Source organism: Paraburkholderia sp. Cy-641 (genome assembly GCF_011752945.1).
GTDB lineage: Bacteria > Pseudomonadota > Gammaproteobacteria > Burkholderiales > Burkholderiaceae > Paraburkholderia.
The window spans coordinates 31560-52337 of sequence record NZ_VWWM01000005.1; the positions used below are offsets into that span (position 1 = coordinate 31560).

A 20778-nucleotide genomic window follows, 5' to 3' on the forward strand; every position below is an offset into this window, starting at 1 on the left:
ATGACATCGGCAATTTCCTCTACTACGTCGTCGGCCGCCTCGGAGGCGACCTCAGCGACGCATTCGCCGGCAAGTCCATCTTCCGTCGCACCGTCGCGCGTCGGTCGCGACGGTCATGCGCCTGGCGCCACGGCAGGCAGCGGCGCGGGCAACGCACGCGATGCCAACGCCGGCTTCGCGCTCGGCCTGCCGCCGCGTCCCGCCTTGCTGTCGCGTCGCGCGTGGCTCGCGCTGATCGCGCTCGTCATCGTGTTCGGCCTCGGCGTGCCGTTCGCCGCGCTCGTGATTCCCGAAACGAGCGCGCTGCATCTGTCCGCCTACGCGATGACGCTGACCGGCAAGTTCATGTGCTACGCGATCGCGGCGCTCGCGCTCGATCTCGTCTGGGGCTACTGCGGCATCCTGAGCCTCGGCCATGCGCTGTTCTTCGCGCTCGGCGGCTACGCGATCGGCATGTACCTGATGCGCGCGATCGGCCACGACGGCAAGTACGGCAGCGATCTGCCCGACTTCATGGTGTTTCTCGACTGGCACCGGTTGCCGTGGTACTGGCAGGGCACGCAGCATCTCGGCTATGCGCTGCTGCTCGTCGTGCTGGTGCCGGCCGTGGTCGCGTGGGTGTTCGGCTTCTTCACGTTCCGCTCGCGCGTGAAAGGCGTGTACCTGTCGATCATCACGCAGGCCATGACCTTCGCCGCGATGCTGCTGTTCTATCGCAACGAAACGGGCTTCGGTGGCAACAACGGCTTCACCGACTTCAAGCGCATCGGCGGTTTTCCGATCACGCATCCGGGCACGCGCGCCGCCTTGCTGCTAATCACGTTCGCGGTGCTGGTCGCGGCGTTCCTCGGCGCGCGCGCGATCGTCACCTCGAAGCTCGGCCGCGTCGTCACCGCGGTGCGTGACGGCGAAACGCGGCTGATGTTTCTCGGCTATAGCCCGCTTGCCTACAAGCTCTTCGTGTGGACCGTGTCGGCCGTGCTGTGCGGCATCGCGGGCGCGCTCTACGTGCCGCAGGTCGGCATCATCAATCCGGGCGAGATGTCGCCGGGCAATTCGATCGAAATGGCGATCTGGGTCGCGGTCGGCGGACGCGGCACGCTGATCGGACCGATCATCGGCGCGTTCGCGGTGAACGGCGCGAAGAGCTTTTTCACGGCGAACTTTCCGGAGTACTGGCTGTTCTTTCTCGGCCTGATTTTCGTGCTGGTGCCGCTGTTGTTGCCGAACGGCATCATGGGGCTCGCCGAGCTGCTGACGCGCAAAAGGAACCGCGCATGATGAACGAAAACCCGCTGGTGGCCGATCTGGCCTTGCCTGAAGCACCCGCCGAAACGTCGCTGAGCGGCGTCGCGAACATGGGGCACGCGGTCGTACCGGGCGAGATCGACGTCTCGCACGGCACGATCCTCTACCTCGAAGACGTGACCGTGAGCTTCGACGGCTTTCGCGCACTCAACGCATTGTCGCTCGCGATCGACGCGGGCGAACTGCGCTGCGTCATCGGCCCGAACGGCGCGGGCAAGACCACGATGATGGACGTCATCACCGGCAAGACCGCGCCCGACGACGGCAAGGTGTTTCTCGGCCAGTCGATCGACCTCACGCGCATGAACGAGCCCGCGATCGCGCGCGCGGGCATCGGCCGCAAGTTCCAGAAGCCGACCGTGTTCGAACAGCATCCCGTATGGGAAAACCTCGAACTCGCGATGCAGGCCGACAAGGGCTGGTGGGCCTCGCTGCGCGCACGGCTCGATCGCGAGGCGCAGGCGCGCATCGAGCAAACGCTCGCGCTGATCGGGCTCGAAAGCGAAGCGCGGCGGCTCGCGGGCGAGCTTTCGCATGGACAGAAACAGCGCCTCGAAATCGGCATGCTGCTGATGCAACGCCCGGCACTGCTGCTGCTCGACGAACCCGCGGCCGGCATGACTGACGACGAAACCATGCAGCTTGCCGAACTGCTCGACCGGCTGCGCGGCACCTGCTCGATGATGGTCGTCGAGCACGACATGGAGTTCGTCGCGGCGCTCGCGGGAGAAACCGGCAAGGTAACGGTCATGGCCGAGGGGCGCGTGCTCGCGCACGGCACGCTCGACGAGGTGCAGCAGAACGAGACCGTCATAGAGTCTTATCTGGGCCGCTGAACGACGATTCGACAGGACATCAGGAACATGCTCGAAGTAGACCGACTGAACCAGTACTACGGCGGCAGCCACATTCTGCGCGACGTGCAGCTCAGCGTGCCCGACGGCAAGCTCACGGTGCTGCTCGGCCGCAACGGCGTCGGCAAGACCACGCTACTGCGCTGCCTGATGGGCGTCGTGCCCGCGAAGAGCGGTGCGATCGCATGGCGCGGCATGCCGCTCACGAAGCTGCCGACCCATGCGCGCGTCGCGCAGGGTCTCGCTTACGTGCCGCAGGGCCGCGATATCTTTCCGCGTTTGACCGTCGAGGAAAATCTGCTGGTGGGCGCGGCGAGCCGCAAGGCGCCGAAGCAGATCCCCGAGCGCATCTACGAACTGTTTCCCGTGCTTAAGGACATGCGCGGACGGCGCGGCGGCGATCTCTCGGGCGGTCAGCAGCAACAGCTCGCGATCGGCCGCGCGCTGATGAGCGAGCCGCAACTGCTGATTCTCGACGAGCCGACCGAAGGCATCCAGCCGTCGATCATTCAGGACATCGGCCGCACGCTGCGGCAACTGGTCGAGGACATGGGCCTGACGGTGCTGCTCGTCGAGCAGTATTACGACTTCGCCAAAGCGATCGCCGATCATTACTGGGTGATGAGCCGAGGGGAGATCGTCGCGGGCGGCGCAGGCGCGAATATGGAAGCGGATGGCGTGCGCGGGTTGATTGCGGTTTAACATGGCACTCGTTTGACCCGCTCCGTTCCACGCCGTCGCCCACCCATCCACTCGCATGTCGCTTCACGAAAACCGCGCCACGCTCGTCACCGCGCAACCGGCTGCTCATGACGCTACCCCTGAGGCCGCTCATGACGCCACCCATGCGCCGTGGCATGCGCGCCTCGAACTCGGCTTCACCCACGGCGACGCACGCACGACGCTCGCGCACCGGCGGCACGCTGGGCCATTGCGCGTGCAACGTCCGCTCTACCCCGAAGGCCAGGCGATCTGCCATGCGGTGATCGTGCATCCGCCCGGCGGCATCGCGGGTGGCGACCGGCTCGACATCGACGTCGCGCTCGGCATGCACAGCCATGCCGTGCTGACGACGCCGGGCGCGACCAAGTGGTACAAGTCGAACGGCCGCGCGGCGCGGCAGCGCATTGCGGTGCGCGTCGGCGAACACGCGAAGCTCGACTGGCTGCCGCAGAACAACATCGTGTTCGATCATGCGCATGCGCAACTCGATTTTTCGCTGACGCTCGCCGACGGCGCGAGCGCGATCGGCTGGGACGCGACGCAGCTCGGACGCCAGGCGGCCGGCGAACGCTGGTCGGCGGGCAGCCTGAGTGCGGTGTCGCGCATCGTCGGCGCGCGCGGCGAATTGCTGTGGTTCGAGCGCGCGAGCCTCGCCGCGAACGATCCGCTGCGCGATGCACCGCAAGGGCTGGCCGGCTTTCCTGCCTACGGCGCGCTATGGGCCGTCGGCGCCGCGTGCGACGACGCGCTCGCCGAGTCGCTCTCGGCGCAACTGCCGTTCGACGATACGCTGCGCGCCGCCGCCTCGTGCGTGACGAACGGCGTGCTGATCGTGCGCGCGGTGTCGCGCTCGATGGAGACGCTGCAACAGGCACTGACGCGCTGCTGGCTGCAATTGCGGCCGGTCGTGCATGGCGTCGCGGCGGTGCCGTTGCGAATCTGGTCGACCTGAGCACCTGAGCAGCGCGGAAGACCCGCACGCTTGCACCTGGCCGACCCGGCAAGCCGCCCGCCTCGGTTTTCACCTTCAGAACGCCGAACGCGCACCAACGTGGCGCGCACGCATGCCCCAAACCCGTGCGCAAGCGCGTCGCGCGCGCTGTGCACCGAGGCCGCGACGCGATGGCATACGGCTTGCGTTGCATTGCGCCGCCGCACACTGTGCTGCCGCGTGGCACCACGACCCGACGGCCGCCCCCTGTCTGTAAGCCCACCGTTAGCAGGACTTGATACCGTGACCAGTTGATCCGGCATGGCCGCATTGTCCGCAACGCGACAGGCCACGCCACCACGACCGACCTCACCGCAAGCCCTATTTGCAAGCCCATATCCGATGAAGCTGACACCTCGCGAGAAGGACAAGCTGCTGATCTTCACCGCCGCGCTGCTCGCCGAACGGCGCCGCGCGCGCGGCCTCAAACTGAACTATCCGGAAGCGGTCGCCTTCATCAGCGCGGCGCTGATGGAAGCGGCGCGCGACGGCAGGAGCGTTGCCGAGGTCATGCACTACGGCACCACGCTGCTTACGCGCGCCGACGTGATGGAAGGCGTGCCCGAGATGATCCCCGACATCCAGGTCGAGGCGACGTTCCCCGACGGCACCAAGCTCGTCACGGTGCATCATCCGATTCCCTGAACTTCTTACCGTCAAGGCAGGCTCCATGGCAGGTTCCATGATTCCCGGCGAACTCCTCATCGACGACGGCGAGCACGAACTGAACGCGGGCCGCGCGACGCTCACGGTGGTCGTGTCGAATACCGGCGATCGGCCGGTGCAGATCGGCTCGCACTACCACTTCTACGAGGTGAACGAAGCGCTGTCGTTCGATCGCGACGCGGCGCGCGGCTTTCGCCTGAACATCGCGGCCGGCACCGCCGTGCGCTTCGAGCCCGGCCAGGAGCGCACGGTCGAGCTCGTCGAACTGGCGGGCGAGCGGGTCGTCTACGGCTTCAACGGCAAGGTGATGGGCAAGCTGTGAGGTACGCGAGCCGCGCCCGTTCGCTTCGGCCGCGCTGTGCCGCTTCTGGTCTTGCTTCATAGCCTTGCTTCATAGCCTTGCTTCATAGCCTTGCTTCATAGCCTTGCTTCATAGCCTTGCTTCACGGCCTTGCTTTATAGCTTCCCATCGCAACCACGCTCCGCAGCCTCGCTTCGCTTAGCCGCCCATTCCGGACCCACACCATGACACTACGCATTGGCCGCCGCGCATACGCGGAGATGTTCGGCCCCACCACCGGCGACCGCGTGCGCCTCGCCGACACCGACCTGCTGATCGAGATCGAACGCGACTTCACGACCTACGGCGAAGAGGTCAAGTTCGGCGGCGGCAAGGTGATTCGCGACGGCATGGGCCAGTCGCAGCGCGTGCATGCCGAGGTCGTCGATACGGTCGTGACGAACGCGGTGATTCTCGATCACTGGGGCATCGTGAAGGCCGACATCGGCATCAAGGACGGGCGCATCGCGGCGATCGGCAAGGCCGGCAACCCCGACATCCAGCCGAACGTGACGATCGCGATCGGTGCGTCCACCGAAGTGATCGCGGGCGAAGGGCTGATCGTGACGGCGGGCGGCATCGACACGCATATCCACTTCATCAGCCCGCAGCAGATCGAGGAAGCCCTCGCGAGCGGCGTGACGACGATGCTCGGCGGCGGCACCGGCCCCGCGACCGGTACCAATGCGACGACCTGCACGCCGGGGCCGTGGCATCTCGAACGCATGCTGCAGGCGGCCGACGGGTATCCGATGAACCTCGGCTTTCTCGGCAAGGGCAACGCGAGCCGGCCGCAGCCGCTCGTCGAGCAGATCGCCGCCGGCGCGATCGGCCTGAAGCTGCACGAGGACTGGGGCACGACGCCGGCCGCGATCGACAACTGCCTTGCCGTCGCCGACGACACCGACACGCAGGTCGCGATCCACACCGACACGCTCAACGAAGCGGGCTTCGTCGAAGCGACCGTGGCCGCGTTCAGGGGCCGCACGATCCACACGTATCACACCGAAGGCGCGGGCGGCGGCCACGCGCCCGACATCATCAAGGTATGCGGCGAGGCGAACGTGCTGCCCTCGTCGACGAATCCGACACGCCCCTATACGGTCAACACGCTCGAAGAACATCTCGACATGCTGATGGTGTGTCATCACCTCGACCCGTCGATTGCCGAAGACATCGCCTTTGCCGAATCGCGGATTCGCCGCGAGACGATCGCGGCCGAGGACATCCTGCACGACCTCGGCGCGCTGTCGATGCTGTCTTCCGATTCGCAGGCGATGGGGCGTGTCGGCGAGGTCATCATTCGCACGTGGCAGACCGCGCACAAGATGAAGGTGCAACGCGGCGCGCTGCCCGAGGACAACGCGCGTCACGACAATTTCCGTGCGAAGCGCTACGTCGCGAAGTACACGATCAACCCGGCGATCACGCACGGCATCGCGCATGAAGTCGGTTCGATCGAACCGGGCAAGTGGGCCGACCTCGTGTTCTGGGAGCCGGCGTTTTTCGGCATCAAGCCGTCGCTGATCCTCAAGGGCGGCATGATCGCGATGGCGCAGATGGGCGACCCCAACGCATCGATTCCGACACCGCAGCCCGTGCACTATCGCGAGATGTTCGCGACGCGCGGCGGCGCGCTCGGCCGAACGTCGCTGACCTTCGTCTCGCGGATGGCCGCCGAGGCGAACGTCGCCGAACGCTATGGTTTGCAAAAGCGCATCGTCGCGGTGAAGAACTGCCGCAACATCACGAAGGCCGACATGATTCACAACGCGTGGCGCCCGAACATCAGCGTCGATCCCGAAACGTATCAGGTGATCGCCGACGGCCAGTTGCTCACCTGCGAGCCGGCCGCCGTGCTGCCGATGGCGCAACGTTATTTCCTCTTCTAGACATGCGTACTCTCGACAAACTTCTCGCACCGCATCTGAAACTCGCGCCCGTCTTGATCCGGCGCGCCCCGACATTGACGCTCGCCTTCGACGAGCGCCGCAAAAGCCGTCTGGCGGCGACGCTCGACAACGGCGAGGAAGTCGCATTGCTGTTACCGCGCGGCACCGTGCTGCACGACGGCGACGTGCTCATCGCCGACGATGGCGGTCTCGTGCGTGTCGTTGCCGCGCATGAAGCCGTGCTTTACGTACGCGCTTCGGATGCGCTGACGCTCACGCGCGCCGCGTATCACCTCGGCAATCGTCATACGCCGGTGGAAGTCGGCGCCGATTATCTGAAGCTCGAATACGATCCGGTGCTTGCCGATATGCTCGTGCGCATCGGCGCGACGGTCGAGCAGGTATCGCTGCCGTTCCAGCCCGAAGCGGGCGCGTATGGCGGCGGACACAAGCATGGTCACGACGAGACCTTCGCCGAAGACTATGCGCTCGCGCAGCAGGTGTTCGGTGAGCATCATGGGCATGCGCATGCCCATGAGGGTTGCGCGCATTCGCATGGGCACTTGCATGAGCACCCACATGCGCACTCGCAAGCGCGTGAGCACGAGCACGAGCACGAGCACGGCCATGAGCGTGGCCACGATCACGATCATCAGCATGGCCAGGCATGTGACCATGACCACGCGCACGACGACACATGCGGCCACTCGCATCACTCACACCCGCATGCGCATCGCTGAACTCACCGCACTGCTGCATCTCGCGTCGCCGGCGCTGCCGATCGGCGCGTTCAGCTATTCGCAGGGCCTCGAAGCAGCCATCGAAGCGCAATTGATCACCGACGCAGATTCCGCGCGCGACTGGATCGCAAGCGGCCTGACCGACGTGCTCGCACGCTGCGAGCTGCCGTTTCTCGCGCAGCAGATGGAGCGCTGGCGCACGCACGACGCGGCCGGCCTCGCCGATGCCAACGGCGAATTTCTCGCGAGCCGCGAATCGGCCGAACTGCGGCGCGAAACGGAGCAGATGGGCTGGTCGCTGCGGCAGTTGTGCGTGTCGCTCGAATGGGGCGATGCGTCACGACGCGCGACGCTCGCCACGCTCACGCCGCTCGCGCAGCCGACCGCGTTCGCCTTCGCCGCCTATGCGCACGACGCCGCCGCCGATGCCGCGCTGGCCGCCTACGCGTTCAGCTGGGTCGAGAACCAGGCCGCCGCCGCCCTGAAGGCGGTGCCGCTCGGACAGCTCGCGGGCCAGCGCATCCTCGTCGCGCTGCGCGGGCCGATCGATGCGGCCGTCGCGCGGGCGCTCGCGACCTCGCGCGAGGACATCAACACGTTCGCGCCGCAACTCGGCATTCTCTCGGCGCGCCACGAGTCGCAGTATTCGCGGCTCTTCCGCTCGTAACACGCTCACACGATCCATCATGAACGCACCTCATCATTCCGCTTTCCCCGCCCGACCCCGCACGAAGAAACTGCCGCCGCTGCGCGTGGGCGTCGGCGGTCCGGTCGGCTCGGGCAAGACCACGTTGCTCGAAATGCTGTGCAAGGCGATGCGCGACCGGTACGACCTCGTCGCGATCACGAACGACATCTACACGAAAGAGGACCAGCGTCTGCTGACGGTGGCGGGCGCGTTGCCGGCCGAGCGAATCATGGGCGTCGAGACGGGCGGCTGCCCGCATACGGCGATCCGCGAGGATGCGTCGATCAACCTCGAAGCGGTCGAGCGCATGCTCACACGTTTTCCCGACGCGGACATCGTGTTCATCGAATCGGGCGGCGACAATCTCGCGGCGACCTTCAGCCCGGAACTGTCGGACCTGACGATCTACGTAATCGACGTCGCGGGCGGCGAGAAGATTCCGCGCAAGGGCGGCCCCGGTATCACCAAGTCGGATCTGCTCGTCATCAACAAGACGGACCTCGCGCCGCTGGTCGGCGCGAACCTCGACGTGATGGCGTCCGATGCGACCAGGATGCGCGGCGAGCGGCCATTTGTGATGTGCAATCTGAAGGCGCTCGCGGGCCTGGACGAGGTGGTCGCGTTTATTGAAAAGAAGGGGTTGTTGAGGGTGTGAGACTACCGCTTCAAGCGAAGACACATGTAGCGATAAGCAACGTCATCTGGATTAACGGCTCCCCCACCAACCAGCTGGATAGACGACGTGAGCTGAGCCATTCGCATATCGGCCAGTTTTCTGGCGGAATCGATCTGCGAATACTGAACATCACATTGCGTGTGATGCAATTCCGTATTGCTTTGCATCAGACTTTCATTTTGCTGCTTGAGCAATGCAACTTGCTCCTGAAGCAGAGAAATCCGGCCACCGTAAAAATGGTCCACCACTGCGTGATACATACCCAAGACGGTCCCCATCACGATCAACGGCGGCCCCCATCGATTGATTAAAGTCCGAAGAAGAATTAACCGCCCATCGGCTTTTTTCCTCATCCCGGCAACACCGCCGTCAACACATCCACCGTCCGCGCCGTCGCTCCGCTGTGCCGTGCGGCGAACGCCGCCGCCGCGCCACCCATCGCCAGCCGCCGCGCCCTGTCGCCAAACAGCTCGCGCAACGCGCGCGCCAGATCGGCCGGGTCCTGCACCTGCACGGCGGCGCCGGCCGCGACCGCGTCGGCAGTGGCCTGGGTGAAGTTGAACACGTGCGGGCCGATCAGCACCGGCACGCCGACCGCGCACGCTTCGATCAGATTCTGTCCGCCGAGCGGCAACAGACTGCCGCCGATAAACGCAAGGTCCGACGCCGCATAGTAAGCACCCAGTTCGCCCATCGAATCGCCGAGCAGCACCTTCACGTCCGCAGACAACGGCGGCACGCCGTCGTCCACGCTTCGCGCCGCCGACGCGAGCTTCGCATCGGGCGCCCAGTTCGAGCGGCGTTCGAGCCGCAAGCCCGCCTTCTCGACAAGCCCCGCGACCTCGTTGAAGCGCTGCGGATGACGCGGCACCAGAATCAGCAGCGCATCGTCGACGCCAAGCGCCGCAAACGCTTCGAGCACGAGCGCCTCTTCGCCCTCGCGCGTGCTGGCCGCGACCCACACGGGCCGCGTGCCGATCGCGGCGCGCCACGCATGACCGCGCGCCACGAGTTCGGGCGGCGTGCTCATATCGAACTTCAGATTGCCGAGCACCGCGACGTTGCGCGCGCCGAGCGCGGTCAGCCGTTCGGCATCGGACGGGCTCTGCGCGAGCACGCGCGCGAAACCACCGAACACGTCCTTCGTCGCGCTGCCGAACTTCGCCGCGCGCTTGTACGAACGCGCCGACATCCGCGCATTGGTCAATATGAGCGGTACGTCGGCGCGGCGGCATTCGTCGATCAGCGTCGGCCACACTTCGGTCTCCATCACGAGACCGAGCGACGGCCGCCACGCGCGCAGAAAACGCCGCACCGCGTGAGGCATGTCGTAGGGCAGATAACAGCGCAGCACGCGGTCGCCGAAAATCCCGGTGCCGGTCGCGCGGCCGCTCGGCGTCATGTGCGTGAGCAGAATGCGTGCGTCGGGACGCGCCTTCATCAATGCATCGATGAGCGGCTGCGCAGCGCGCGTTTCGCCAACCGACACCGCATGCACCCAGATCAACGGCGCGCTGTCCTCGGGCAGGCGGCCGCGCGCATAGCCGAAGCGCTCGCCGATATGCTCGCGATATCCGCGCTCCTTGCGCGAACGGATCAACAGACGCAGCACGGCCAGCGGCGCGACGAGCCACCAGAGCGCGCGATAAATCGCTCTTAGCATCGGCGCTCCGCATCGTTCGCATGGCTCGGGCGGCTCGAATGATCCGCGCGGCGCGTGGGGTGCACGGGATGCACGTAGTTCGTGTGGTTCGGACGCTTTAGGTGAATCGCGCCGATCGCCGCGCCCGCGCGAATCACACCGCCCACGCAACTCGCGCGACTCGCATCGATCTCACCCCACGACAAACAAGCGGCCGGCGCGCCCCGCCAGGCCATCAGGCCAACCGCGGCGCTCAAACCAGCGCCCTGCCCTTCAGGCGCTCGAGAATGCCGAGCGGCGCGCACTCGGGCTGCGCCATCGCCTTCACCGGCAGGAAGAACGTCTGTTCGAGCATGAACTGGCCGGACATCACCGCATGCGAGGCCTGATCGGAGAAGCACACCCACACGCAGCCCGGCGGAAACCGCATGGTCTCCTGCGGGCTCGTCTTCTGATAGTCGAGGTCGGCCTTCATGCCGTCGTGCAGATTGAGCATTAGATGGTCGTACTCGCTGCGCGGCGACTTGGTGACGTGCAGCAGATTCAGCAGCCATGCCGAGCCCGGCATCTGCGGCTTGATGCGCGGCAGGAAGCGTTGCGCGATGTCCTCGAACGGTTCGCCGACGCGCCACACGCGCGGCTCGCCATGCGGATTGACGTTCGTAAACACGCGCAGGATACGCTCGCCGTAATTGGGCCGCGACGGAAACGCGTCGATGTGCAGACGGCTATCGTCCTTGCGCCACGAGCTTTGGCGCGTGGCGACCTGATGCAGCCGCAGGCTCGTGGGCGCGACGCGCAGCTTGCCGTCGTATTCGGGGAACAGCCCGTCGACGAGCGTGCGCGCGTTGGCCTGGTAGCGCGCCACCAGCGCGCGCACGGCCGACTGCGTGACCGCGTCGCCGGCCACGCCGTGCAGCGCGCCGCCGTTCGGTTCGAGGCTGATGTTCTTGCGGTTCGGATCGGCGAGCGCCGGGTCGAGCAGCGCCTGCTCGCCGCCTTCGATCGCGAAGCGCAGGTTCGGGAAGTACAGCACCTTGCCGCGCTCGACGCCGGCGAGCAGCGTCTCGCGCGGCACGGACAGGTTGCGGCCGTGCCAATCGGCGCTCGCTACTTCGATGATCTGGGTTTCGTTCATGGTCGCCCTTGGGAACGGAAGGTGCGGAAGGTGCTCAAGGCGCAGCGCACCGGCGGATTGCAGTGGACGCGGGGGATGGCGGCCCCGGCTATAGAAGACCGAAGCCCGCCAGCGCCGACTTGACCTGTTGCAGCGTCGGCGGCTGCCCGGCCGCGCCGAGATTGACGACGTTCGGCGACCAGTAGCCGCCGGTGCGCCACGCAGTGGAGAAATTGTACAACTCGACCGTGGGCCGCTTCAGCGCCGCGGCGATGTGCACCAGCCCCGTGTCGACCCCGACCGTCGCAGCCGCGCCCTCGATCAGGCCGACCACCGCCGGCAGCGACAGCTTCGGCGGCACGATCGCGGCCGCGCCGAATTCCTTCGCGAGCCGCTCGCTGGTCGCGCGCTCGGCCTCGCTGCCCCACGGCAGCACGAGCGACGCGCCGCGCCGCACGAGCGACTGCCCGAGTTCGATCCACGCGGTATCGGGCCACTGCTTGTCGGCGCGCGAGGTCGCGTGCACGAACACGACGTACGGCACCGGCAGGTTCAGATTCGCCTGCGACAGCGCGAGCGCCGCACGGCGCGTATCGAGGCCGAAGTCGATCTCGTCGGTCGGTTGCGGCGCGGGGTCGCCGAGCGCCGCCGCCACCAGTTGCCGCGTGCGCTCGACTACGTGCGTGCGCGGCTCGATCGGCACGCGCCGGTCGTAGAAGAAGCGCACCGGCCATTCGAAGCCCGCGCCCTCGGTGCGGTTCGCGAGACCGGTCACCGGTCCGCGCGCCATGCTCGACACCCAGGCGGTCTTGATGAGCCCCTGGCAGTCGATCACGAGATCGTAGTGCTCGGCCGCGAGCGCGCGGCGAAACGCGCCGATCTCGCGCCAGTTGCCGACCGACAGGATGCGCTTGCGCCAGCGCCGCAGCGACACCGGAATCGCGCGCCGCACGCCGCCGACGAGTTCCACGAGCCCGACGAAGCTCTCTTCGACGAGCCAGTCGATCTGCGCATCGGGATGGCGGCGCCGGATGTCGGCGATCACCGGCATGTTGTGAACGACGTCGCCCAGCGACGACACCCTCACGATCAGTATCTTTTGCGCGCTCAAGAGTGGGAAAACCGGCTGTCCGGCTCGAAGATGCGTTGATAAAGCCCCGAACCCGGCGACGCGCGCCAAGCCCCCGACAGGGCAGAGGACGGCAATTCTAGCGCGCCGCGTGGGCCGCGCATCAAAACGTCACATAAGAATGCGAGAGAGGCCCCGCCTTGGCGCGACATGAAAAATGCGGCGCGGGCAATACCGCCCGCGCCGCGTTCGATGGCGGCGGTGCTTCGACCTGTTGCGACCAGGACCGCGGCACCGCCGCGCCGCCGTCAGAACGGCAGTTTCGCGTCGGCTTTCTCCGCGAGAATCACGCGGCGGAAATCGTCCTGGATGCGCTTCAACGCCGCGTCGTTGTCGGCCTCGAAACGCATCACGACGACTGGCGTCGTGTTCGACGAACGCGCGAGACCGAAGCCGTCCGGATACTCGACGCGCAGGCCGTCGATCTTCACGACGTCGTCCGCGCCGGTGAACTGCGCGTTCTTCTGCAAGCGCGCGATCAGTTCGAAGTTCTCGCCCTCTTCGAGCTTCAGTTGCAGCTCGGGCGTGGCGTGCGAGTTCGGCAGCGAGTTCAGCAGCTGGCTCGGATCGGCGACGCGCGTGAGGATTTCGAGCAGACGCGCGCCCGTGTACAGGCCGTCGTCGAAACCGTACCAGCGGTCCTTGAAGAACACGTGGCCGCTCATTTCGCCCGCGAGCGGCGCGCCGGTTTCGCGCAGCTTCGCCTTCACGAGCGAGTGGCCGGTCTTCCACATCAGCGGCTCACCGCCCTTGTCCTTGACCCACTTCGCGAGATTGCGCGTGCACTTCACGTCGTAGATGATCTGCGCGCCCTTGTTGCGCGACAGGACTTCTTCGGCGAACAGCATCAGCTGACGGTCCGGATAGATGATCTGGCCGTCTTTCGTGACGACGCCCAGGCGGTCGCCGTCGCCGTCGAACGCGAAGCCGATTTCGGCATCGGTTTCCTTCAGCGCGCGAATCACGTCTTCGAGATTTTCGGGGTGCGCCGGGTCCGGGTGATGGTTCGGGAAGTTGCCGTCGACTTCGGTGAAGAGTTCGACGAGTTCGCAGCCGAGCTTTTTGAACAGCTTCGGCGCGAGGCCGCCGGCCACGCCGTTGCCGGTATCGACGACGATCTTGATCGGGCGCGCGAGCTTCACGTCGCTCGCGATGCGCTCGAGATACTCGTCGGCGATGTCGTACTCGGCGTACGAGCCACTGCCTTGCGCGAAGTTTTCGTCGACGATGCGCTGATGCAGCGCGAGAATCTGCTCGCCGTAAATGGCCGCGCCGCGCAGGACCATCTTGAAGCCGTTGTAGTCGGGCGGATTGTGGCTGCCGGTCACGACGATGCACGAATCGACGCGGCGCTCGCCGCCCGCGAGCTTGAGCGGCACGCTTGCCGCGAAGTAGCCGACCGGCGTGGGCACCATGCCGACGTTGACGACGTCGACACCTGCCGCGCGCAAACCGTCGGACAACGCCTGGATCAGTTCGGGACCCGACAGGCGGCCGTCGCGCGCGACCACGACCGCGTCGCCGCCCTGCGCACGCACTTCGCTGCCGAACGCGCGGCCGATGGAACGCGCGGTCTCGGCATCGAGCGTCTTGCCGACGACGCCACGAATGTCATACGCCTTGAAAATGGATTTGGAGATCATGTTGGCTCACTTGCGTGCAATGGAAAATTTTGACCTGCGCACCGTCGGTGACCGGTAAAAATCGCGGTAAAAACCACGCTAAAACCGGGCCTTGCCTCGCCGCGACGCGCCCTTGCCGGAAGCGATCCGGTTCCAACTTATAATTGCGTTCTTCTGACCAGCCTGAATAACGCCATTCTAATGCTTAGACGCCCTCCTTTTGTAAAGTTGCCGCGGCTGCCGGCCGGGCGGGCGAACATGCGGGGCGCCGCGCAATGCGGCCGCGCCGGCGCGCAACGGCGGGCGGCCAACGGATGCTGACGCTCAAACGTTTCGCCAATCCCGACGTCACGCGCGCGTTCACGAACATCATCTGGCTCGGACTCGAACGGCTCACGCAGATCGGCGTCGCGATCGCGATCAGCGGCATGCTCGCGCGTTACTTCGGGCCCGACACGTTCGGCAAGTGGCAATACGCGAACACGCTGCTGCTCGTGCTGTCGCCGATCACCTGGGTGTGCGGCGCGGAAATCCTCGTGCCGACCATCGTCAATCGCGCGCCCGCACAACTCGGCACCGTGCTCGGCAGCGCCTTTGCGTTGCGCTTTTCCGTGTCGGCCATCGCGCTGCTGCTCACGTGGCTCGGCATCGCGCTGCATCTGTTCGAACCGCTCGTCGGCGCGATGCTCGCGGGCCTCGCGGTGACCATGCTGTTTCGCGAACCGTTCGTCGGCATCATCAACGCGTGGCTGCAAAGCATGACCTACAGCAAGCCGCAGTTGCTGACCAGCATGAGCACGGCGGTGCTCAAGGCCGGCCTCGTCTATCTGCTGGTGCGCGCGATGGCCGCGCCCGCGCGCTTCGGCTGGCTGTGGGCGCTCGAATCCGCGGCGATCGGCGCGGTGCTGGTGCTCTACTTCATGCGCCGGCATGGCGGCAAGCTCGGCTGGCATGTCGACCGGACGCTGTTCAAACACTTCGCGAGCGCGGGCACGGTGTTCTGGCTCGGGCTCATCTGTATGTATCTGTTCCTGAAACTGGACCGGCTCATGCTCGAGCGCGCGATTTCGTTCGCCGACCTCGGACGCTATTCGGCCGCGCAGCAGTTGAACGAAAACTGGATCACGCTCGCGCTGATGCTCGCGCAGACCATCGCGCCGGCCTTTGTCTATCGCGTGCAGGGCATCGCGCAACTGCGCCGCAACATGCTGCGCCTGACCGCCTTGACCGCCGTGCTGATGGTGGCCGGCGCGCTCGTGCTCGACCTGCTCGCGGGCTTTATCATTCGCCGCGTGTTCGGGCCGGACTTCGAAGGCGCGATCGAGATTTTCCGCTGGGCCGTGTGGTTGTCCGTGCCGGCCGGTATCGAGGCAATCGGCAATCTGGTCGTGCTCAAGTATCAGGCCAAGTTCGTACTGCTCGCGAAATGGCTGCTTGCGCTCGCGGTGGCGTTCGCGGTCAATCTGCTCGCGATTGCGCGGCTCGGCGCGTATGGCGCGCTCGTGGGTCTCGCGGCCGGTTATCTCGCGGCCGCGTCGGTCAATCTTTATTACATCCGTTTCAAACTGCGCCCATGACGAATTCATCCGCCACCGCGCAAATCCCGCTCGACGACGTCGCGGTGCTGATCCCCGCGTACAACGGCCAGGCGGACCTCGATGCCACGCTCGCCTCGTTCGAGGAAAATGCGCCGGTGCACGTGCTGATCGTCGACGACGGCAGCACGCCGCCGATCGTCGCGCCGACACTGCCGAACCTGCATATCGAAGTGCTGCGCATGGCGCAGAACGGCGGCATCGAACGCGCGTTGCAAACCGGCATCGACGCGCTCGCGCAGCGCGGCTTTCGCTACGCCGCGCGTATCGACACGGGCGACCGCGCGGTGCCGCAACGGCTCGCGAAGCAGCGCGCGTTCATGGAACGGCATCCGAACGTGGCGGGCCTCGGCATGTGGACCCAGGTCGTCACGCGCGCGGGCGAACCACTCTTCATGCTGACGCCGCCCACCGAGCCGGACGCGATCCGGCGTCAGCGGTTTTTCCGCTCGTGCCTCGCGCATCCGTCGATGATGCTGCGCATCGATGCCGTGCGCACGGCCGGCAACTATCGCGCCGAGTATCGTTCGGCGGAAGACCTCGATCTGTTCGTACGTCTGATGGATCGCTACGACTGCGCGAACCTGCCCGAACTCGGTCTCTACTACGAACTGAACGAAGGCGGCATCAGCGCGACGAAGCGGCGCCGCCAGATCGGCTCGACGCTGCGTTTGCAGTTACGCTATTTCAACGCGGGCAATCCGTACGACTGGCTCGGTCTCGCGAAGAATCTGCTGCATCTCGCGCTGCCTTATCGCACGCTGCAGCGGGTCAAGCGCGCGCTGCTCGCGCCGCGCGTGAGTCGTTGAACATGTTGCGCGCGAGGGTCGCGGTTTTGTTCGCGATTTTATTCGCTACCTCGCTCATCAGATAACCCCACGCCCCGCCTTACACGCATGAAGCCCTCTTTCAAGTCGACGCCCGCGCTGCGCATTACACTCGTCTGCAACACGGCCTGGGCAATCTATACGTATCGGCAAGGGCTGATCCGCATGCTGATCGGACGCGGCGTCGACGTCACGGTGCTCGCGCCGCGCGACCGCACGTTCGAATTGCTCACGGCGATGGGCTGCCGCTGCATCGAGCTGCCGGTCGCCTCGAAAGGCACGAGTCCGCGCGAGGATCTGCGCATGCTGCTGGCGCTGTACCGGCAATACCGGACAATTCGTCCGCACGTCGTGTTTCACTACACGATCAAACCAAACATCTACGGCTCGATCGCGGCGAAGCTCGCCGGCGTGCAGTCGATCGCGGTCACGACGGGGCTCGGCTACGTGTTCATCCAGCAGAGCCGTGCCGCGCAGATCGCCAAAAAGCTGTATCGTTTTGCGTTCCGTTTCCCGCGCGAAGTGTGGTTCCTCAATCGCGACGATCAGGCCGCGTTCATCGACGGCAAGCTGCTCGTGCATCCCGAACGCGCGCGGCTGCTGCATGGCGAAGGCGTCGATCTCGAACAGTTCGCGCTGAGCCCGCTGCCCGAAGGCGCGGAGTTTCGCTTCGTGCTGATCGGACGGCTGCTGTGGGACAAGGGTGTCGGCGAATTCGTCGAGGCCGCGCGGCAGTTGCGCGAACGCTACCCGCATGCGCGCTTCCAGTTGCTCGGGCCGGTCGGCGTCGACAATCCGAGTGCGATCACGCGCGCCGAGGTCGCCGCGTGGGAACAGGAAGGCGTGATCGAGTATCTGGGCGAAGCGCACGACGTGCGGCCGTTTATCGCTGCGGCCGATTGCGTCGTGCTGCCGTCGTATCGCGAAGGCGTGCCGCGCACGCTGATGGAAGCGTCGTCGATGGGCCGGCCGATCGTCACGACCGACGTGCCCGGCTGCCGCGAAGTGGTGGCCGACGGTGTCAACGGCTTGCTGTGCGAAGTGCGCAATGCCGCGAGCCTCGCCGCGAGCCTCGCGCGCATGCTCGACATGAGCGCCGCCGGGCGTCGCGCGATGGCCGAACGCGGCCGGCAGAAAGTCGCAACCGAATTCGACGAACGCATGGTCGTCGAAACCTATAAAGACCTGGTACAGAAAATCACAGGCGTTTTACTTTAAGGGAGCAACAGCATGACCACGAAGGGCACGATTCTGGTAACGGGCGGCGCGGGCTTCATCGGCTCGCACACCTGCGTCGAACTGCTGAACGGCGGCTACGACGTCGTGGTGATCGACAACCTCGTGAACAGCAGGCGCGAATCGCTGCGGCGCGTGGAGCAGATCACCGGCCGCGCCGTGACCTTCTACGACGACGACGCCTGCGACGAAACGGCACTGCGGCGGATTTTCGACGCGCACCCGATCACCGGCGCGATCCACTTCGCGGCGCTGAAAGCGGTCGGCGAATCGGTCGCGAAGCCGATCGAGTACTACCGCAATAACGTCGGCAGTCTGCTCGCGCTGCTCGGCGTGATGCGCGATCGCAACGTGAAGCAGTTCGTGTTCAGCTCGTCGGCGACCGTGTACGGCGTGCCGAAAAGCTCGCCGATCGACGAATCGTTCCCGCTCTCGGCAACCAACCCGTATGGTCAATCGAAGCTGATCGCCGAGCAGGTGCTGCGCGATCTCGAAGTGTCTGACCCGTCGTGGCGCATCGCGACGCTGCGCTATTTCAACCCGGTCGGCGCGCACGAGAGCGGCCTGATCGGCGAAGACCCGGCCGGCATTCCCAACAACCTGATGCCATACGTCGCGCAGGTCGCGGTCGGCAAGCTCGAGAAACTGCGCGTGTTCGGCGGCGATTATGAAACGCCCGACGGCACCGGTGTGCGCGATTACATCCACGTGGTCGATCTGGCGCGCGGGCATCTCGCCGCGCTCGATGCGCTCGTCAAACGCGATGCGAGCTTTGTCGTCAATCTCGGCACGGGTCAGGGCTATAGCGTGCTCGACGTCGTGCGCGCGTTCGAGAAGGCGTCCGGCAAGCCGGTGCCGTATGAGATCGTCGCGCGCCGGCCCGGCGATGTTGCGCAATGTTTCGCAGATCCGGCGGCGGCCGAGCGGATTCTCGGCTGGCGCGCGCAGTTCGGCATCGAGCGCATGTGCGCCGATCATTGGCGCTGGCAGTCGATGAATCCGCGAGGGTTTGCCTGAAGCGGCCGAGGCCGGTTCAATAACGGCAGAAGCGGCCTGAGTGCCGCTGCAGATCGACCGCGGACCCGGTGAGTCGCGATGCACGGGCTCCGCCGCGGTTGGTCTTTGTGAGGCAGATACCTCGATTACGACAGTCGACGTAGCCGCACGGCAACGTCCTTCCCTCTTTGTAAGCGAGTACTTCCCTTCGGTTCCCCATGGAAAGCATGGCGACGAGTACGCTTGCTTTCTCGCACCCCCACATTCCCACAAGAGTACTTTCGGTTTTCTCGCGCCCCTTTATTCCCCGATAATTCGCGTTTCATGCACTCGCGAATTCAATAAATAATTCAAAAAAACACCATCGGATAAGACCACTTCAACAGCACTTTTCTTTCATTGAATTCACGATACGCGAATAATTCCCGGCATGTATTCGACTAACGAATACCGTAAACCACAGTAAGGGACGCTTCGCATTTCGCTGCTATTTTCCAGTCCAAAACCACATTGGCGGAAAATACCTAGATTCCCTCCTTAGGTATTTTATTCGGAATACTATTTATATGAAGAATTTCAAAATACCGACGCGCTCTCTTTGGTATGAATGAAGTAAGGAGGCCAAGTATTTCATTGTTCCTTTTCGATTCCGGAAGAAGAGTTGTTGCATATGATGCGAAATTCAAGGAAAAACCAACTCCTCGAAAACGGGAGCGGGGAGCTATCGCTTTTTTTGCCTGAACTTTGCCTGCGTTACAAAACTGAAACGTTTTTTGGGGGATAATTCGTGCACTTGAGTTGCGCGGGAAAACCCTATCGCGCAATTCTCTCTCGCTCCATTTGCATCTGCCAGCAGCAATACTTCGCGCCCGGCGAATTCGAAAGATTTCGCTTCGCGGGTGGTGGACTGCAAGTGGCTATCGCGATCAAGACGCTCGCACCGCTGCAATCAACGGAATCGACGCATACATCCTCGATCAGGAAGGGCCGTGCCATTCATATCGAGCGGCTCTGTTCTGATGTTATGACCCTGTCAGTACGTAACGGTCCTTATTTTTCCCGATCAGAGCGTGGGTATGAGTCCGCCACGATCGAGCGAATTTGCCAGTGTGCGTGCCACGAAAGCGGTCGTGCGTGAGATGTAAGGCAGTTACATTTTTATACATTTTAATTCGCATTGCAAATTAACTATTCTGGTCATTTTATGTTATAGCGCCACTTTCTCGAAAACACTTCAATCGACACAGACTTCGCTCTAGTTGTCTTTCTGGACGAAAGTTCGTTCCCTTCTCCAGTCCTGATTCACCCACCGTCGGATGGCGTGTGGATGGCGAGTCGCGTCGAGATGATGTTGCCGCGAGGTGACCAACCGATAAGAGGAGGAATCGCAATACTCGATATCGAACAGCCTGAGTTAATCAGTCATGCTTATCAATATGTCACTCCTATGAAGTGACCTGGTAAGAACGAATCCGCTTTCTCCAGCCTGATCGCAGGGCACTGCCGCTGCGATCGGCGTCATGGCCTCGTCATCTTTTGTCGACGCCTGGGGCACAGCCGAGGCGCCTTCGGCGCAGGCAGCCCTTTTTTTCGTGAAGTCCGAGGTACAGGGGCTTTGAGTCTTCAAATAAAATTCGAGAGGATCCTGCTAGTGTCATCGAAATTAAAAAACGTTCTTTCCCGCGCCATGCTCGCGGCTTGTACGACTTCTTTTGTCGCGTGTTCGGCGCAAGCAC

The 20778-nt window shown here is 64.6% G+C and carries 19 protein-coding genes; 14 read left to right on the plus strand and 5 right to left on the minus strand.

Features of this window, described 5'->3' with window-relative positions:
• The 10 genes from urtC (at position 1) to ureG (ending at position 8857) form a co-directional block, all read left to right on the plus strand.
• Positions 1 to 1281, plus strand: a complete 1281-nt coding sequence (gene urtC, locus F3J20_RS04045) for an urea ABC transporter permease subunit UrtC (protein ID WP_167282098.1) — start codon at positions 1 to 3, stop codon at positions 1279 to 1281.
• Positions 1281 to 2144 (plus strand): urea ABC transporter ATP-binding protein UrtD, encoded by an 864-nt coding sequence (urtD, locus tag F3J20_RS04050; RefSeq protein WP_167036946.1) that lies wholly within the window; start codon positions 1281 to 1283, stop codon positions 2142 to 2144. The genes urtC and urtD overlap by 1 nt, the downstream gene beginning before the upstream one ends.
• Positions 2145 to 2171: 27 nt before the next feature.
• On the plus strand, positions 2172 to 2864 hold the full coding sequence (gene urtE, locus F3J20_RS04055) for an urea ABC transporter ATP-binding subunit UrtE (protein WP_167282100.1): 693 nt from the start codon (positions 2172 to 2174) through the stop codon (positions 2862 to 2864).
• Positions 2865 to 2919: 55 nt separating this feature from the next.
• Positions 2920 to 3837 (plus strand): urease accessory protein UreD, encoded by a 918-nt coding sequence (locus F3J20_RS04060; protein WP_167282102.1) that lies wholly within the window; start codon positions 2920 to 2922, stop codon positions 3835 to 3837.
• Positions 3838 to 4218: 381 nt separating this feature from the next.
• Complete coding sequence (ureA, locus tag F3J20_RS04065) at positions 4219 to 4521, plus strand: urease subunit gamma (protein ID WP_167036458.1); 303 nt, start codon at positions 4219 to 4221, stop codon at positions 4519 to 4521.
• 37 nt (positions 4522 to 4558) lie between these two features.
• Positions 4559 to 4864, plus strand: coding sequence for an urease subunit beta (locus F3J20_RS04070; protein ID WP_167036942.1), 306 nt, complete (start codon positions 4559 to 4561; stop codon positions 4862 to 4864).
• 203 nt (positions 4865 to 5067) lie between these two features.
• The gene (ureC, locus tag F3J20_RS04075; protein ID WP_167036455.1) at positions 5068 to 6774 is read left to right on the plus strand and encodes an urease subunit alpha; all 1707 of its coding nucleotides are present in this window, start codon (positions 5068 to 5070) and stop codon (positions 6772 to 6774) included.
• A gap of 2 nt (positions 6775 to 6776) precedes the next feature.
• Positions 6777 to 7514: an urease accessory protein UreE gene (ureE, locus tag F3J20_RS04080; RefSeq protein WP_167282104.1), complete on the plus strand. Its 738-nt coding sequence runs from the start codon at positions 6777 to 6779 to the stop codon at positions 7512 to 7514.
• Complete coding sequence (locus tag F3J20_RS04085) at positions 7501 to 8181, plus strand: urease accessory UreF family protein (RefSeq protein ID WP_167036450.1); 681 nt, start codon at positions 7501 to 7503, stop codon at positions 8179 to 8181. The genes ureE and F3J20_RS04085 overlap by 14 nt, the downstream gene beginning before the upstream one ends.
• Before the next feature lie 19 nt (positions 8182 to 8200).
• On the plus strand, positions 8201 to 8857 hold the full coding sequence (gene ureG / locus F3J20_RS04090) for an urease accessory protein UreG (RefSeq protein WP_167036447.1): 657 nt from the start codon (positions 8201 to 8203) through the stop codon (positions 8855 to 8857).
• A 2-nt stretch (positions 8858 to 8859) separates the two neighbouring features.
• Here the strand turns inward: ureG and F3J20_RS04095 are convergent, their stop codons facing one another.
• From F3J20_RS04095 to F3J20_RS04115, 5 genes are all read right to left on the minus strand, one after another.
• Positions 8860 to 9231, minus strand: a complete 372-nt coding sequence (locus F3J20_RS04095) for a hypothetical protein (protein WP_167036444.1) — start codon at positions 9229 to 9231, stop codon at positions 8860 to 8862.
• The gene (gene waaA, locus F3J20_RS04100) at positions 9228 to 10541 is read right to left on the minus strand and encodes a lipid IV(A) 3-deoxy-D-manno-octulosonic acid transferase (protein WP_167036442.1); all 1314 of its coding nucleotides are present in this window, start codon (positions 10539 to 10541) and stop codon (positions 9228 to 9230) included. The genes F3J20_RS04095 and waaA overlap by 4 nt, the downstream gene beginning before the upstream one ends.
• Positions 10542 to 10773: 232 nt before the next feature.
• The gene (locus tag F3J20_RS04105; RefSeq protein ID WP_167036439.1) at positions 10774 to 11658 is read right to left on the minus strand and encodes a Kdo hydroxylase family protein; all 885 of its coding nucleotides are present in this window, start codon (positions 11656 to 11658) and stop codon (positions 10774 to 10776) included.
• Positions 11659 to 11746: 88 nt separating this feature from the next.
• Positions 11747 to 12748: a lipopolysaccharide heptosyltransferase I gene (gene waaC, locus F3J20_RS04110; protein ID WP_167036437.1), complete on the minus strand. Its 1002-nt coding sequence runs from the start codon at positions 12746 to 12748 to the stop codon at positions 11747 to 11749.
• A gap of 266 nt (positions 12749 to 13014) precedes the next feature.
• On the minus strand, positions 13015 to 14409 hold the full coding sequence (locus F3J20_RS04115; RefSeq protein WP_167036434.1) for a phosphomannomutase/phosphoglucomutase: 1395 nt from the start codon (positions 14407 to 14409) through the stop codon (positions 13015 to 13017).
• Between the two features lie 293 nt (positions 14410 to 14702).
• On the opposite strand from F3J20_RS04115, the gene F3J20_RS04120 reads away from it, so the two are divergent.
• From F3J20_RS04120 to galE, 4 genes are all read left to right on the plus strand, one after another.
• Positions 14703 to 15965, plus strand: coding sequence for an oligosaccharide flippase family protein (locus F3J20_RS04120; protein ID WP_167036431.1), 1263 nt, complete (start codon positions 14703 to 14705; stop codon positions 15963 to 15965).
• Positions 15962 to 16792: a glycosyltransferase gene (locus F3J20_RS04125; RefSeq protein ID WP_167036428.1), complete on the plus strand. Its 831-nt coding sequence runs from the start codon at positions 15962 to 15964 to the stop codon at positions 16790 to 16792. The genes F3J20_RS04120 and F3J20_RS04125 overlap by 4 nt, the downstream gene beginning before the upstream one ends.
• A gap of 87 nt (positions 16793 to 16879) precedes the next feature.
• Positions 16880 to 18028 carry a glycosyltransferase family 4 protein gene (locus F3J20_RS04130; protein ID WP_167036425.1) on the plus strand — a complete coding sequence of 383 codons (1149 nt, stop codon included), beginning with the start codon at positions 16880 to 16882 and terminating at the stop codon, positions 18026 to 18028.
• A gap of 12 nt (positions 18029 to 18040) precedes the next feature.
• Positions 18041 to 19063: a UDP-glucose 4-epimerase GalE gene (gene galE, locus F3J20_RS04135; RefSeq protein WP_167036422.1), complete on the plus strand. Its 1023-nt coding sequence runs from the start codon at positions 18041 to 18043 to the stop codon at positions 19061 to 19063.
• Positions 19064 to 20778: the final 1715 nt, after the last annotated feature.

Bases quoted from the DNA above. Each gene is read 5' to 3' on its own strand.
- urtC (WP_167282098.1), top strand. From the start codon at position 1: ATGACATCGGCAATTTCCTCTACTACGTCGTCGGCCGCCTCGGAGGCG.
- urtD (WP_167036946.1), top strand. From the start codon at position 1,281: ATGAACGAAAACCCGCTGGTGGCCGATCTGGCCTTGCCTGAAGCACCC.
- urtE (WP_167282100.1), top strand. From the start codon at position 2,172: ATGCTCGAAGTAGACCGACTGAACCAGTACTACGGCGGCAGCCACATT.
- F3J20_RS04060 (WP_167282102.1), top strand. From the start codon at position 2,920: ATGTCGCTTCACGAAAACCGCGCCACGCTCGTCACCGCGCAACCGGCT.
- ureA (WP_167036458.1), top strand. From the start codon at position 4,219: ATGAAGCTGACACCTCGCGAGAAGGACAAGCTGCTGATCTTCACCGCC.
- F3J20_RS04070 (WP_167036942.1), top strand. From the start codon at position 4,559: ATGATTCCCGGCGAACTCCTCATCGACGACGGCGAGCACGAACTGAAC.
- ureC (WP_167036455.1), top strand. From the start codon at position 5,068: ATGACACTACGCATTGGCCGCCGCGCATACGCGGAGATGTTCGGCCCC.
- ureE (WP_167282104.1), top strand. From the start codon at position 6,777: ATGCGTACTCTCGACAAACTTCTCGCACCGCATCTGAAACTCGCGCCC.
- F3J20_RS04085 (WP_167036450.1), top strand. From the start codon at position 7,501: ATGCGCATCGCTGAACTCACCGCACTGCTGCATCTCGCGTCGCCGGCG.
- ureG (WP_167036447.1), top strand. From the start codon at position 8,201: ATGAACGCACCTCATCATTCCGCTTTCCCCGCCCGACCCCGCACGAAG.
- F3J20_RS04095 (WP_167036444.1), bottom strand. From the start codon at position 9,231: ATGAGGAAAAAAGCCGATGGGCGGTTAATTCTTCTTCGGACTTTAATC.
- waaA (WP_167036442.1), bottom strand. From the start codon at position 10,541: ATGCTAAGAGCGATTTATCGCGCGCTCTGGTGGCTCGTCGCGCCGCTG.
- F3J20_RS04105 (WP_167036439.1), bottom strand. From the start codon at position 11,658: ATGAACGAAACCCAGATCATCGAAGTAGCGAGCGCCGATTGGCACGGC.
- F3J20_RS04115 (WP_167036434.1), bottom strand. From the start codon at position 14,409: ATGATCTCCAAATCCATTTTCAAGGCGTATGACATTCGTGGCGTCGTC.
- F3J20_RS04120 (WP_167036431.1), top strand. From the start codon at position 14,703: ATGCTGACGCTCAAACGTTTCGCCAATCCCGACGTCACGCGCGCGTTC.
- F3J20_RS04125 (WP_167036428.1), top strand. From the start codon at position 15,962: ATGACGAATTCATCCGCCACCGCGCAAATCCCGCTCGACGACGTCGCG.
- F3J20_RS04130 (WP_167036425.1), top strand. From the start codon at position 16,880: ATGAAGCCCTCTTTCAAGTCGACGCCCGCGCTGCGCATTACACTCGTC.
- galE (WP_167036422.1), top strand. From the start codon at position 18,041: ATGACCACGAAGGGCACGATTCTGGTAACGGGCGGCGCGGGCTTCATC.